Source organism: Rothia sp. HMSC065G12, from assembly GCF_001811455.1.
In the GTDB taxonomy this organism is placed as follows: Bacteria; Actinomycetota; Actinomycetes; order Actinomycetales; family Micrococcaceae; genus Rothia; species Rothia dentocariosa.
Genome location: NZ_KV804815.1, coordinates 730,202 through 744,710, shown reverse-complemented (window position 1 = coordinate 744,710; position 14,509 = coordinate 730,202). Strand labels below are relative to the sequence as shown.

The window sequence follows — 14,509 nt, the reverse complement described above, 5'->3', positions numbered from 1 at the left end:
CCATACCCTACAATGCCAAAATACGGGCATAAATTATATGCATGACGAAATCAGGGTGCATGTTCCAGCGCCCAATGTAATACTAAAAACTATGAAGATTCTGCACACCTCCGACTGGCATTTAGGGCGTACCTTCCACCGGCACAGCCTGCACGAATGGCATCAACGGTTCATCGATGAACTTATCGACTATGCGACTGCTGAAAAGATTGATGTGCTCCTTATCAGCGGAGACGTGTATGATAGCGCCTACCCCAGCGCCGAAACCACCGAGCTTCTTGGCAAGACTTTAGACCGTCTGGCGCTCGCGGGAATTCAGGTAGTTCTGAGTGCGGGCAATCATGATTCCGCTCGTAGGTTAGGGTATGGGGCAGGTACTTTAGCGCGGCAGGGTATATACCCTGTGACGACTTTGAAGGAAACATTTGAACCGGTAGAACTTATCCGAGACGATATACGAGTGCGTATTTACGCCATACCTTACCTAAACCCACGTTATTATGGGCGTCAGCTTGATGTTGAGCCCACCCATGCAGCCGTGCTGGGAGAGGTCTGCACACGAATTCGAGAAGACAATGAGAAACGGAACGCAGGGGAGAACCCCGCAGATTTCACCATTGTCATGGCCCATGCCACCGTGAGCGAGCACGGTGACTTCAATGAATCTGTGCGTTCCTCTTCGGAACGAAATATCAGCGTAGGCGGTGTGGACTGGGTGCCAGCTGCGCTCTTCGAGGGATTCGATTACATGGCATTAGGACATATTCACCGCCGCTACCCGGTGATGGATCGTGTACGATACAGCGGCTCGCCGCTACCTTTTTCCTTCAGCGAAGAAGCTAATAAAAACGGAGCCTATTTACTGAACCTCACAGCACGCGACGGGGGCATGGAACTGCAGGTCGAATCCCATGAATGGCGCACTCGGCTGCCCATTAAGACCCTGACGGGAACTTTCGATGAACTGATGGAAAGCGACGAATTCTCGCCCTACGAAACCGAGTATTTTTGCCGTATTATCCTGCGCGATGATAAGCAGCCGGTAGGTACTCTTGACGAGCTCCGTAAACGATATGAGAATATTGCCTCGTTCGTTTTTGAGCCTCTGCATCAACAACCGCGCGCAAATACTCGCCCGCGCATCACCGAAACCACTAACCCGGCGCATGTGTGCGAGGAGTTTTACGCTACCGTGCGGGCGCATCCGCTGGAGGCGGCAGAAACCCGAGCCCTTGAACATATTGTTGATGAGGTTATCAGCAGCGGGAGGTCAGCATGATTTTTCATCGCCTAGAATTTGAAGCATTCATGGCCTATCCCAAGCGAGAGGTCATAGACTTTGATGCCCTCAACGAAGCCGGTATTTTTCTTCTTAATGGTCCCACCGGGTCAGGAAAAACGACCGTACTCGACGCTATCTGTTATGCACTGTACGGAATGCCCTCTTCCGAGCGTGATATAGGATCTTTGTACTCTACCCATGTGCCCCCTGGAGAAATAAAACCCCATATTTTTCTGGAGTTGAGCATACAGAATCGTCGTCTGAGGATCGACCGAACCCCGGCCTATCGTCGGCTCATAACGCGCGGGAAAAATAAGGGAACACCCACTCTCGAAAATCCGCAGGCATTAGTTTCTGAACTTATTCCGGGCAGAGACCCGCAGGATGAACAATCCTGGCGTAAAGCCGCGGAGGGCATGGCAGACTCGGCGGACTACCTGACAAAACTTATAGGACTTAACCGAGAACAATTCTTGAAGGTTATGCTCTTACCGCAGGGGCAATTCGCCGATTTTCTTAAAGCTCGCAGTAAAGACCGAATTCCGTTGCTTAAACAGCTTTTTCCGGTTGATACCTATGAACAGGTAATGAATAGGCTTCGAGAGGAAGAACAGATTAGTGAGCGTGCTGTACAGGATATTAAACATGCTTTAGACAGGACTCTTGAGCAGACCGTCACGACGTACACAAAACTATGTGAACGACTTTCGCGTAGCGGCACAGACCTTGACGACAACAAAAATATCGTTGATGCGCAGGAGCGCGAAGTTTCTGAAGCATATACCAAACTTGACCTAGCGACCGATCTTGAGACTGCACGGCATGATTTCGAGGGGTGGTTCACGGAGCATCTTCACGCTGTACGCCGGCAAGAACAGCAGGATGAGCACGCCCTGACCGACCTCAAAGATAAACGTGAAAAACTTGCCGCGCAACAGCAGGACATAGCCCAGCGAATACAGGATTGGGCGGAATATAAGAAACTGCAGTCGGCATGGGTGCGACACGAATCCCAGGAAGAGGAACATAAGAAACAGTGCCGAACGCTCAGTAACTCTCGGGCAGCAGCCCCTGTGGAGGCTGAACTGGAACGTTCTCGTCGTGATGAGGAACGCCGGATGCACGCCGCCGAGCACGCACAGGATACGCTGAACATGGCTCGGAGCAGCGCCTCACAAGCTCTAGAAGCCCTAGGGGACTGCACCGAGCACCTTGAGGCTTCACTGTACCGGATAGACACGGCGCAGGATCTTCAACGGGTTCTCAATCAAGCTCCAAGCGTGATGGCGCAGCTTCGGGTATACCAGCACGATGAACAAGCTTTAGAAGAGGCAAAAGCAGCCCTTACAGCGCTCAAGCGGGACTCCGAGAAAGCGCAACGTACGGTGGAAGGATTTGCGAAGCGCGAGCTCCAGAGCCAGCAAAAACTCAGTGATATTAGCAAGCGGCTAAGCTCCCTGCACGATGTTGAACAGAACTACGCTCGGGCCCAAATTGCCCTAGAAACTGCGAAAAAGACCCAGCAAGAAGTCGCTGCCCATGCAGAAAAATTAGAGCAGGCGCTAGCTGCTCACGACCAGGCCGTGCGGGCATATGAGCTAATTCAGCGGGTATCTATCACCGCATCGGAAGAGTACACGAGGCTTCAAAAACGGCGTCTAGAGCAGGTTGCTTTCACACTTGCAGAGGAGCTGGACGAAGGACAGCCCTGCATGGTGTGCGGCTCTCGGGAGCATCCGCAACCGGCCCAGCCTAGCGTCAACGGCATTACCTTAGTGGAACAATCTGAGATTGATGCCGCCGAGGAACGTGCCCACCGGGAGCAGCAGAAAGCGTCGGCAGCAGCTACTTCCGTGGCACAAACCCAGACCGTTTTGGACCAACTTAACGAGTCTCACATGCCTGATTCTCAAGAAGCACAGAGTCAGGTGACAGAAGCACAAAATATATATAACCAGGCTCAAGAAGCCTTAACACACAAGCGTGAAGCGCAGCATAAACAGGAAAAAGAGACGCTTGAACTTCAGAAAATTTCGGAAGAGCAGACCCGGGCACGTACATCTTTAACCCAACTGCAGACTCAGCAGGCGAGTGAGCAGCAAACCCTGAAAAAGCTTGAGAAAAAACTTTGTCAGGTGGTGGCTACCATAAGTTTTGCTGACCGGGTACGCTTGCTTGAAAGCTACGTGGAGCAGGCGCATCGTGCCGTTGATGCGAGCCGTCGTCTTGACGACGCCACAATTAGCGCCGCAGAGAGCGCGCATCAAGCACAGCAAAGTCTGGAACGGTCGGTTTTCGAGACTTTCGAGGCGGTTCAGCAGGCGGTTCTCACAGAGGTACAGCAACAGCATCTTGAGCAGGCTATTTCGGCTTATCAAGAAGAACATGCGACTCTTCAAGCCTCTCTTGACCGACCAGCCATGTGTACCGTTGCCACGCTTATTGAGCATGGACAGAAGGCTCCTTCCCAAGAAGAACTTACCCGCATACGTCAAGAACGCGATAATGTTGAGCAACACTATGAAACTTTGATGACACGCGAGGGTATCCGTACAAATGGTATTGAAACTTTAGAATCTCTGTTTCAGGACTACCAAGAACAGCAAGGGGAATCAGCCCATGCCGTGGAACAGGCCAATCTTTACGCCGGGCTGGCGAGCATCGCTCGGGGTGACAATCCTGATAAAAACCATCAGATAGATCTTGTGAGCTATGTGCTCGGCGGTGAATTTGAGCAAGTCTTGCAAGTGGCTTCTGAGCATCTGCAGCGTATGAGCGATAATCGTTACCGTTTGGTACTCAGCGACAAACGAGAGAAACGAGCGCGTATTGGCGGCGGTCTGAGTATTAGCGTTGAGGATAACTGGAATAACGACCAGCGTGAGGTGAATTCTCTTTCCGGCGGCGAGTCTTTCCTCGCATCGCTTTCATTAGCCTTGGGCCTTGCCGAAGTTGTTCAAGCACGTAACGGCGGTATAGAGATTGAGACACTTTTCATTGATGAAGGTTTTGGAACTCTCGATGCGCAGACTCTGGAGCTTGTAATGGAAACGCTGGAGAATATTCGAGAGAACGGTCGTGTTATTGGACTTATATCACACGTTGAAGATATGAAAGAGCGTATTTCTGCCCAAGTCAGTATAGAAAAGCGACAAAATGGCTCAACTCTTCGAGTTAACGTTTAGGTTTGGACGAATGCGGGGGTAAACTATCCAAAGAGATATCACTTAGACGGTTGAGAAGACCGGCCTCAAACACCCCCAAGGAGAACAGGATGCGCCGCCCCACCACATCCGGAAGAGACGGCGGTGAGAGAACCTCACCTACACCGTTAGGTTCTGGTGCGCCTGGTACGCGCATTACTAACAAGCCCTCGCAACAGCGGCATAGCTCTTTAGGGACCGGGGTACCCCGCTGGAGCTCTGGGCTTCAGACAAATATTGTGGTTCCTCACGAAGAATACGATCTGCGAGAAGCGACCCGTGCTCACGGTCGCAGCTTTCTGGGGATGTTGAGGATTCGATTAAGATACCTTATCCGCACACGGCGCGAAGAAGGATTTCTTTACAGCGCATTTGACGTTATGATGCACATGCCTGTTGCCCTGATCGGTATGACCCTTTTTCTGGTAATTGCACGAAATCTGCATACAGTGCATGATGGCGGATATGCTGTAGGGGCTCTTGCCTTTGCCTATACCCTCAAGATATCGACAACCCCGATTTTGGAGCGTTATTGCGGTCTTAGAATCGTATTAGGAGGCAGTGCGGTTCTGCATATTCCTGCGGTACTGTACCTCATGCATCTGTCAAATATGCTGGCTACGGAGGCCGCAGCCTCAGTCACGACTTTTGAGTATGCGGCGGCATGTATGCTGGCGGGCTACACCCTTCCGCCATGGCCTGTGATTGTGCATGAAGCTCGGTATAATCCCACAAAAACTTCTGATCCTGAGTGGCTTTTTGCCATGGTTGCATGGACGAATGTCGAAAAGCTGGCGCTATATCCTCTGGCTGCATTTGTCTTGGTGCTTCTGAACAGCCTTATGGGTATTAACGCTGGGTTCTGGGCGGCTATTTTATTGGCTGGTTTGTTAATATTTGTTGTCGTTCTTATCCCCAACGTACTTCCTAGAACTCCAAAGTCGCTCCCCTCAGATTCAGATGTGGCGCGAGCAGATGGAACCGCACAACTGCATGTACAGGAGACACCCTCAGATTCTATAAGTATGGTTCTGATCTTGGGACTCATGGTTATCAGCGGATGCATCGGATCTATCGGTTCAGCTCTGCTGGGATTCGCTCTCAACCACAATGCATTATCGCTCTACCCCTTGATGATTACAATATGCTTGGGGACGGCTGTTATCACTATGCTTCCGGTGCTTTTAGGCGCAGATAAAATTGTTCCTTGGCACGGTTGGCTTTCGAGCGGCGTTGTGCTCACACTGGCTGCACTTTTACTGCCTACTGTCGATCGAATATCAATGATGATGGTAGGCCTAGCAATCTACGGCGTGGCGTTAGGAATTGTTGTTGGCGGCCATAAATTAGCTTTGGCGCATGTGCTGGTACGCACTCCCGACACCCAGATGAGCTTCTATATTAGTGGTGCTATGGCACTAGGGCTTACCTTCGGTGCTACCTGGGGAGGGTACCTGGGAAGTGGGCCCTACTACCGTAACGCCTTTATCGTTCCGATCGTTGCCGCTTGCTTGTACTTCTGCATGGGGCATCTTTACGGGTATCTCTGGCGCCGCCGCTATGAGGAACAACTGGCGCCATTAGACGGCTGATCAGTAAGTAGGACTTACCCATATGAATAATAATGAGGTGGTACAGGTCTTCGAGAGGAAGACCTGTACCACCTCATATATGAGCAAAAGAGCCGTGAGGTTTTTAGTGCCCGCGTTTCTTCCAAGCGTCTAGATCGGGTGCCTCTACACCGATGCCTGTGGAGTCTCCGTGACCCGTGAGAACCGCCGTAGACTCAGGGAGAGTGAGTAACTTCGACTCGATGGACTCGATAATAGTGTCGAAGTCGCTGTAGGAACGCCCAGTCGCTCCGGGACCGCCCTTGAAGAGAGTATCGCCCGAAAAGAGTACGCCTTCGCTGTTTTCCCAGCTAAGTTCGGGCGTGTAGAAACAGACCGACCCGGGGGAGTGTCCGGGGGTAGCGATCACATGTAGCTCGGTATTACCAGCACTGATTTTCTGCCCGTCGTGCAGAGGCTCGTCGAAGTCCCAAGAGGGGTACACCATTTCCCAGAGCACCCGATCCTCAGGGTTTAGGTAGACAGATGCTTTAAAACGCTCGGCGGCTTCTTGCGCGGAGCGAATATGATCATCGTGAGCGTGGGTAAGTAGAATCCTCTCGACCGTGCGCCCGGCAACCTTTTTTGCGATTTTATCGACGTCATGCGCGGGGTCAATGATTGTTACACGCTGGTCATTCCCAATAATCCACACGTTGTTATCGACTTCCCAGGTGCCGCCGTCGAGCGAGAACGTTCCGTGAGTAACAACCCGTTCAATAATTTCAGTCATATGAGAGTTCCTTTCCCGGTTTTAAAGCTCCACCACGGAACGCAGCACGCGACCGGTTTTCATGGTTTCAAAGGCATCATTGACGTCTTCCAGCTTAATACGCTCGGAGACAAAGCCGTCTAGATCGAGGCGGCCGAGCAGGTACTGGTCCACGAACTCGGGGAAGTCGCGTGAAGGTAGCGTATCACCATACCAGGCGCTCTTAATAGAGCCGCCGCGCCCGAAAACCTCATCCAGGGGAATATCCCAGGTGGTGCCAGGCTCAGGAACTCCCACAAGTACCACTCGCCCGGCAAGATCGCGTGCCTCGAAAGCCTGTTTGAAGGTGGGGGCGATACCTACTGCATCTATTACCAGATCCGCACCAAACCCGCCGGTCAGCTCCCGAATAGCCTCGACCGGGTCTACCTTGGCTGAGTTTACGGTGTGTGTTGCACCCTGCTGACGTGCGCGTTCGAGCTTATCGTCATCAATATCAACGGCGATAATGGTAGTTGCTCCGCCCAGCTGCGCGCCAGCGATTGCTGCGGTGCCCACACCGCCACATCCAATAACGGCCACGGATTCTCCGCGTTTGAGTGCACCCGTATTGAGAACGGCACCCAGACCTGCGGTCACACCGCACCCGAGCAGTCCAATAGCGGCGTACTGCTCGGGAGAAATATCGGCGGTAATCTTCGTGCACTGACCCGCTGCGACAAGGGTTTTCTCGGCAAAAGAGCCAATGCCTAAAGCAGGAGTGAGCTCGGTGCCATCCTCTAGAGTCATTTTCTGGGTAGCGTTATGGGTAGCAAAGCAATACTGTGACTCGCCCTTACGACATGCACGGCATTCACCGCAGACCGCACGCCAGTTGAGGATCACAAGATCTCCGGGGACAATATCGGTCACGTCATCGCCAACTGCCTCCACTACGGCTGCTGATTCGTGCCCCAACAGGTAGGGGAAATCATCGCCCACACCGCCTGCAACATAGTGGTGATCTGTCTGGCAAACACCGCAGGTAAGAACCTTCACGAGAGCCTCGCCCGGACCGGGATCGGGTACGTGAATAGTCGTTACGGTAACGGGCTCGTTCTTAGCGAGCGCTACAACAGCTTTAACCTTGTGCATACTTTGGTTTATTCCCTTCGGGATCGTTGAAGAAGTTTTCGGGACCTCGTGCGGCTTTACCCGTCGCATAGAGCATGTATGACCACATGTTCTGACGCATCAAGATTTCTTGATACGTCTTTCCATTCTAGGGCTATCACTAGGGTCTGTACATATGAATAGCTATAAGCTAAGCGTGTTGGTGCGTATGAAAGAAGCTTATACTGCTTGCCGGTTACTTCCCTGAGAATCGTGCGCAAAGGCTAAAGCGTTGCGCCTAAAAACGCCTGAGGTTAAGGCGCTCACATGATCCCGCCCCGGAATATCAAGAAATTTTAGATACGGATGTACCCTCTGGAGCAGGGGATATAGCCTACGTCCGTCGGCAGCGATGGAGTCTTCGGAACCGATTGCGATCAGCAGAGGAACACGAGGGTACGGGAAAGGCGGGTTAGCAGCGTGAATAACGGGAATGCGCGTAGAGTCTGCAAGCGCAGACGGCAGTGAGAAGAACTCGCCGAAGGGTATATGCACAAAATCAAGGAGAGCATTGGCGCGTAGCGGTGACGATTCAATAATGCTGGTAAAGGCTTCTTCTGTCGCAGGATCTTGGGTAATGGCATCATCAGCACACGAGGCAGAAACCATAGAGCGCAGGGCTTCGAGGTGATTGTGCAGGGGCATACCGCCCAGAATAAGCGATGCAACGCGAGATGGGTGCCTCAGAGCGAGCTCCCACCCTACCCTAGATCCGAAGGAAAAACCCACACCATGTACTTGCTGGATAGCAAGTTCGTCAAGGAGAGCAGAAAGCGTATCAGCGAAAAGAGCCATGCCGTTCTGCGGTGAACCATTTTCTGACACTGTGGTCTGGACGACCGGAAAAGTACCGTGTTCTTCGATTGTTCCCACCGGGAGTTTGGCATCTACCGTAAAGTTGGAGTCTTTGAGGTATTTTCGCCCGTGAAAAGGTAAATCGACGGTCAGCACGGGTATACCTGTCCGAATGTACTGGCGGATCCAGCCGGTACCGCCCCAGAGCTGGTCGCTACGGGTCGCAAAGCCGTGCAGAAACAGAACGGGAGTTGTACCTTTTTCCGCAGCTGCAGGTATGTAGCGGGTGTATTCAAAAGGCGGTATGGGAGTCTCACACATATGTATATTTTTGCACCTGCGCGCGCTGATTGTGTAGACGAAAATATATATGACGTGTGGGGCGAAAAATTACGTTTATGACAAACACAATCGTGGTGGGTGCGGTATATTTCCGCCAACTACCACGGGTCTATCCGGTAGTGCATGTGCCGCTCATGCTGCACTTAAAAATTAAAAAAGCGTGTCTCGCGAAGAATCTTGACGCTTGGAGCTGCCGTTTTGAGGATTATCGCTGTGTGGAGTGGAATCGCGGGTATGTTTTTGAGAGGACTCCGAAGCCTTCTCCTTCACGTCCCCAGAATCCTCAGAGGATTGTGCCTCCGTCGCCCCTGCACGGGTATCGGAAACAGCCTGTCGAAGCATCTCAGTGTTGGTAGAAACAGCAGTCTGCACCCGTTCGAGGATTGAGGGCTCGGGCGGTTTGGGCAGCGTCTGCTGACCGCTTGCAAGGTCTTGGATCTCTTGGGCACTTGAGCTTAGGACCTCTAACTTTTCCTGGTACTTGGTAATGGCTCGGGTGTCGCGGGGTTCCACACGCAGTTTTCCGTCGATATCCTCACCCGCCACAATCTGGCGCATCCGTTCAAATTCAGCATCGACATGAGCGCCAAAGACCAGCATATTGTTCATGATCCAGAGGAACACCAGCATGACGATGACACCACCGATAAGTCCGTAGGTAGCGTTATATTTGCTGAAATTATTGGTGTAGATGGTAAAGCCTAATCCGCCTAACCCCATGCCAAACAAGGCGATAACGGCTCCCGGCGAGGTCCACCGAATTTTAAGACGCCGCACATTGGGTGTTGCAGTGTAGAGCATCGCAATGAGAAATACCGCAAGAATGAGAATTAAAACCCAACGTCCATTGAGCCACAGAACCTTGATGAGTTCTATATCTACTCCAGGCATATAGGGCGCAACCCAATCGAGAACTGATGCTCCCAAGAGGAACATCAGCATCATGAGAACCACAAGCACTATAACCCCGGTAGTGATGAGTACGTTATAGGGTTTGAGGAACCACCCGGGTCGTCCTTCGCGTACTCCGTATACGTTATTGAGCGCACGCCCGAAAGACCCTACATATCCGGAGGCAGACCAGAGCGCACTGAGAATACCAATGATTAATGCAAACCCGGCGCCTTGTCCATTGGTTAGCTGATGAATAGGTCCTTCCAGAATCGAGTACATTTGCTGAGGTGCACGCTCTTGGAGGAACCCTAAGATTACCTTGGCGCTATCTTCTCCCTGCCCAAAAATTCCTAGGAGTGACAGGATCGCGAGCAGAGCAGGAAAAGCAGAGAGCACAGTGAAATAGGTGAGCGCTGCGGCTAGATCTGTTCCCCCGTGCGCTCCAAAGGAAAAACCCGCGCGTCGAAAAATATAGGCGATACTGCCCTGAGGAAATTCGCGTATTTTTACATATTCTGAATGAGGAAGTGATTTTTTGCGGCGTCGTGCCATAGGAGCGTTCCTTGTCTTGGTGTTTGCTTGCGGCGCTTAGAAGTACCAAATACTTGTGGCAATAATACAGGAAATATTTTTTCTCATGAGGAGGAACGATAGAGCGCGGCACGTATGAGTTCTCTCCACTGAAGAGTTTTACTATTACTTAACAGCGAAAACCTCCATCCAAAAACCTGTGTATGGCAGGGAACAGGACGAAGGTTTTCGAGTCAGCACCTCAAGTGTATCTTAGTTGGCGATATCTAATGTATGTGCAGTGTGAGCCATAATTTCGTCAGCGAGATCCGGATTATCGTTGAGTTTAACCCCATACCCCGGAACCAGAGCACGGATGCGCGACTCCCAACCCGCGAACTGAGAGGGAAAGCACCTCTTGAGTAGGTTCAGCATAATGGGCGCTGCGGTTGAAGCCCCCGGTGATGCGCCAAGCAGAGCGGCGATAGACCCATCGGCCGAAGAAACAACCTCGGTGCCAAACTGCAGAATTCCGCCCTTCTTCGCATCCTTCTTCATAATTTGCACACGCTGACCCGCTTCAATGAGTTCCCACTCGTCGCCGTTAGCCTCAGGGTAGTAGCGGTGCAGGGACTCCAGACGCGCATTCTTATCTTTAACCAACTCGGTGAGCAGATATTTGACGAGCGACAGGTTATCGAGACCCGCACGAGTCATGGGATAAATATTGTGCAGACGAAGTGAGAGAGGCAGGTCAAGGAGAGACCCTTGCTTCAGGAAATTAGTCTTGAACCCAGCATAAGGCCCGAAAAGCAGAGAGCGCTTGCCGTTAACATACCGAGTATCCAAATGTGGAACAGACATGGGAGGAGCGCCTACGGACGCCTGACCATACACCTTTGCATTGTGCTTAGCGGCGGTAATTTCATTGGTGTTGCGCAGGAACAGACCCGAAACCGGGAAGCCGCCGTATCCCTTACCTTCCTCAATCCCAGACTTTTGGAGCAGATGCAAAGCACCGCCTCCAGCGCCGAGAAAAACAAATTTAGCGTGGATTTTCAGGGGCTCTTCGGTATTAATGCGGTTAATGGCAGAGACAGTCCACGTACCATCAGATTCACGGTCAAGATCTTTCACCTCGTAGCCGTAGCGTACTTCGACTCCCTGAGATTGCAGATAGTCGATCATGCCAGTGGTAAGCGCACCAAAATCAACGTCGGTACCTTCCGGAGCCCAAGTAGCTGCGACCGGTTCTCCTTCGGAGCGGCCCTTGACCGTCAAGGGCGCCCATTGAGCAATCTGGTCGCGTTCCGTGGAAAACTGCATTCGCTCGAAGAGCTTCTGCTGACGGAAAGAATCGTAACGTGCCGCAAGATATTTGGAATGATCCTCGCCGAATACAAGGGACATATGGGGTACAGGGTGGATGAAATCGTTATTGGGCAGAATACCTTCATTCACGAGGGAAGCCCAGAACTGACGTGAAATCTGGAACTGCTCATTGATACCCAAGGCTTTATCAGCGCTTACTTTTCCGTCGGGACCAGCGGGGGCGTAATTCAACTCGCACAGTGCAGAGTGACCGGTGCCAGCGTTATTCCACGGGTTCGAGGATTCCTGCGCAGGTTTATCGAGGCGTTCCAGAAGAATAATATTCCAGGTGGGTTCCAGTTCCTTCAAAAAGACACCAAGTGTTGCGCTCATGATACCGCCGCCCACAAGGACGACATCGGTCTGTTCAGTACGTGCTACCACTGATACTCCCAGGGGTTTGGTGCCCGGCTTTGGGCACGGTCATATGACAGTTGTATGACTCTAGCGTACTCCCTGAGGGTCTGTAGGTACACATTCCACTGAGAAAAATCCAGAATCAGTAATGTAGTTCACAAAAGAGTGAGGAAATTCTGCAAAATACATTAAATTCCACAACTGAAGCCTTAGGAAATTCGCACTTTAGCAAAGAGCTCGATAGCGCTTTGTTCGGTTTCGTAGCCAATAATACGTCGATTAATACCTATGTTAGACGTAACGTTCAAAAGTGGGACCGCAGGCATAAATGCCGCTAAATCCTGGTTGATGGAACGATATTTTTCACGTTGTTCGTCTAAAGAAGTGGCGCTGTCGGCTTCGCGGATCTTACTCATAATCTGTTCCAGCGTAGGCGCAGGTTCTACCTTTGCAGGAGTAATGCTGGGAGACGGGGTAGGCGATGTCTCGGCTTCGGAACTGTCCTTCGGGGCAGCGCTTGCTGACGGTGATGGAATCGGAGAATCGGTGGGATGCGCCTTCGCCTCGGGGGTATCGTGCGATACGGGGTTTAATCCCATAGCATCGATCCACTGCGCCACCAGAAGAGGCGCAAGAACCGGCCCAAGAAAAGCGTAAGGATCACGATAGGTTCCGTAGAAACCACCGAGGAGAATGCCGCGAGTAGTATTTATTTCCGTAGCGCGGGCATGATAATCGGACCAGTTCAGCGGAATAGGTTTAATATTGAGCCCAATATCGAGAAGAGCTCCGATCATCTCAGAGTAGACTTTTTGGGGTGACATAATCCACGGAAGCGAAACATCAATAGGGTAGTAGCATTCGATGGTTTCGCCTGTGTAACCTGAGGCTGCGAGCAACGATTTTGCTTGGTCAACATCTCGCTTATACAGACGTTCCAGAGAGTCATCCGAGGTACGAAAAAGCCTAGGCATAAGGTGCAGTGCTTCAGAAGTTCCAGAAAGGTAATATCGGATGAGGGCACCGCGATCGACAGCTCGCGCGATAGCTCGGCGCACCGAAATATCTTTGAGAACCGGATGCGCAAGGTTGAACCCCAGATAAAGAAGCGAGAAGGGATCACGCAGCGGGTACAGGAACCCTTCACGCCCTAGAGGCCCTAAGTCATTGCCGCTTACTTGATCGCAGGCATCAACTTTATTGTCTACGAGAGCATAGTAACGCTTGTCGGAAGAATTGAGAGTCGAGAAATGTATTTCGTCGAGTTCAATCTTTTCCTGCTTGATACTCACAAATTTATCGTTGCGTATGAGAACGATATCGGTATTTTGCGAAGCGGGCGTTGAGATTTTAAAGGGCCCAGTACCGATGGGCATCTCTTTGATACGGTGGTTCTCGGTAAGTGCCTCGGGTGAAACGACGCCGAAAGCCGGTTGGGTCAGAATCCGCAAGAACGCTTGTGAAGGACGTACAAGCGTAAACACAAGTTTGGAGTCGGTGACGCGTACATCGGAAACGAGGGGAGCATAACGTAAAGGTATCTGCTCGGTGTGTTCATCAGTCTTTGGTGTATCGGCCTTGGGTGTATCTGTGTCTTCCTGAGCCGAAGGGGTTTGCGTTGCGGCGGCAGACGGTGAAGAGCTTGCCTCCTGTGATGCTTTACCTGCGTGTGGCGAGTTAGAGTGCACAATATTACCAAAACCCCAGCCGTAGAGTGGCTGAAAGGGAACGCAGCGTGCCGCCGTTTCTGGGGATGTTGCTAACGCCTGCCACCGCTGTACATTACGCAGTACGGCTTCTGCCGTAAGGGGAGTGCCATCGCTAAATGAGACCCCTTCCCGGAGCGTAAACGTATAGGTCAGACCATCTGGGCTAATCGTCCACGAGGAGGCAAGCGCCTCCTGCGGAACGCCCGTGTAATGGTCGGCACTCACGAGAGTTTCAAGAATCTGTGCTGTTACACGGTACGTCGGAGAGACCGGGTCAAAGGCGGGATCAAGAGAGTAAGGTGCCGCGCCTTGAGCAAATCTAAAGATCCTGCGGGTCTCTCCTGAACCGTTGTCGGGCGCCGAATCACCGCAGGCCGTCAAAGTATAACCCGCTGCCAGAAGAGACCCTAACCGCAGCGCAGTGCGGCGGCTGATACCGCTGTAGCTGATACCGGGGGCATCGGTTGGGGAGAGATGATTCACGGACAAGCCCTTTCATGGTGATTACTGAACCGTGATAGGTAATGCGTGGTTGATAAGGCGTTTATGTCTGGGCGAAAACACTATTCTTT

At 51.8% G+C, this 14,509-nt stretch carries 9 protein-coding genes; 3 read left to right on the top strand and 6 right to left on the bottom strand.

Annotated elements, in window-relative coordinates; all coding sequences use genetic code 11:
* Nucleotides 1-91 precede the first annotated feature (91 nt).
* The 3 genes from HMPREF2804_RS08350 to HMPREF2804_RS08340 all read left to right on the top strand — a co-directional run bounded on the left by HMPREF2804_RS08350 (nt 92) and on the right by HMPREF2804_RS08340 (nt 6,077).
* Nucleotides 92-1,279 carry a metallophosphoesterase family protein gene (locus HMPREF2804_RS08350; protein ID WP_070627941.1) on the top strand — a complete coding sequence of 396 codons (1,188 nt, stop codon included), beginning with the start codon at nt 92-94 and terminating at the stop codon, nt 1,277-1,279.
* Complete coding sequence (locus HMPREF2804_RS08345) at nt 1,276-4,467, top strand: AAA family ATPase (RefSeq protein WP_070627940.1); 3,192 nt, start codon at nt 1,276-1,278, stop codon at nt 4,465-4,467. The genes HMPREF2804_RS08350 and HMPREF2804_RS08345 overlap by 4 nt, the downstream gene beginning before the upstream one ends.
* Nucleotides 4,468-4,556: 89 nt before the next feature.
* Nucleotides 4,557-6,077 carry a hypothetical protein gene (locus tag HMPREF2804_RS08340; RefSeq protein ID WP_246824222.1) on the top strand — a complete coding sequence of 507 codons (1,521 nt, stop codon included), beginning with the start codon at nt 4,557-4,559 and terminating at the stop codon, nt 6,075-6,077.
* Nucleotides 6,078-6,180: 103 nt separating this feature from the next.
* On the opposite strand, the gene HMPREF2804_RS08335 is transcribed toward HMPREF2804_RS08340, so the two are convergent.
* From HMPREF2804_RS08335 to HMPREF2804_RS08310, 6 genes are all read right to left on the bottom strand, one after another.
* On the bottom strand, nt 6,181-6,828 hold the full coding sequence (locus HMPREF2804_RS08335) for an MBL fold metallo-hydrolase (RefSeq protein WP_070627938.1): 648 nt from the start codon (nt 6,826-6,828) through the stop codon (nt 6,181-6,183).
* 21 nt (nt 6,829-6,849) lie between these two features.
* Nucleotides 6,850-7,941 (bottom strand): S-(hydroxymethyl)mycothiol dehydrogenase, encoded by a 1,092-nt coding sequence (locus HMPREF2804_RS08330; RefSeq protein ID WP_070448546.1) that lies wholly within the window; start codon nt 7,939-7,941, stop codon nt 6,850-6,852.
* 198 nt (nt 7,942-8,139) lie between these two features.
* Entirely contained in the window at nt 8,140-9,075 is a 936-nt protein-coding gene (locus HMPREF2804_RS08325) for an alpha/beta fold hydrolase (RefSeq protein ID WP_070448545.1), read from the bottom strand.
* A 171-nt stretch (nt 9,076-9,246) separates the two neighbouring features.
* Nucleotides 9,247-10,542, bottom strand: coding sequence for a YihY/virulence factor BrkB family protein (locus tag HMPREF2804_RS08320; protein WP_070448544.1), 1,296 nt, complete (start codon nt 10,540-10,542; stop codon nt 9,247-9,249).
* Nucleotides 10,543-10,773: 231 nt separating this feature from the next.
* Entirely contained in the window at nt 10,774-12,255 is a 1,482-nt protein-coding gene (locus HMPREF2804_RS08315) for a malate:quinone oxidoreductase (RefSeq protein ID WP_048752817.1), read from the bottom strand.
* Between the two features lie 182 nt (nt 12,256-12,437).
* Complete coding sequence (locus HMPREF2804_RS08310) at nt 12,438-14,420, bottom strand: ABC transporter substrate-binding protein (RefSeq protein WP_070627937.1); 1,983 nt, start codon at nt 14,418-14,420, stop codon at nt 12,438-12,440.
* Nucleotides 14,421-14,509 lie beyond the last annotated feature (89 nt).

Coding starts and splice junctions, on each gene's coding strand:
- HMPREF2804_RS08340 (WP_246824222.1), top strand. CDS start 4,557: ATGCGCCGCCCCACCACATCCGGAAGAGACGGCGGTGAGAGAACCTCA.
- HMPREF2804_RS08325 (WP_070448545.1), bottom strand. CDS start 9,075: ATGTGTGAGACTCCCATACCGCCTTTTGAATACACCCGCTACATACCT.
- HMPREF2804_RS08320 (WP_070448544.1), bottom strand. CDS start 10,542: ATGGCACGACGCCGCAAAAAATCACTTCCTCATTCAGAATATGTAAAA.
- HMPREF2804_RS08330 (WP_070448546.1), bottom strand. CDS start 7,941: ATGCACAAGGTTAAAGCTGTTGTAGCGCTCGCTAAGAACGAGCCCGTT.
- HMPREF2804_RS08350 (WP_070627941.1), top strand. CDS start 92: ATGAAGATTCTGCACACCTCCGACTGGCATTTAGGGCGTACCTTCCAC.
- HMPREF2804_RS08345 (WP_070627940.1), top strand. CDS start 1,276: ATGATTTTTCATCGCCTAGAATTTGAAGCATTCATGGCCTATCCCAAG.
- HMPREF2804_RS08335 (WP_070627938.1), bottom strand. CDS start 6,828: ATGACTGAAATTATTGAACGGGTTGTTACTCACGGAACGTTCTCGCTC.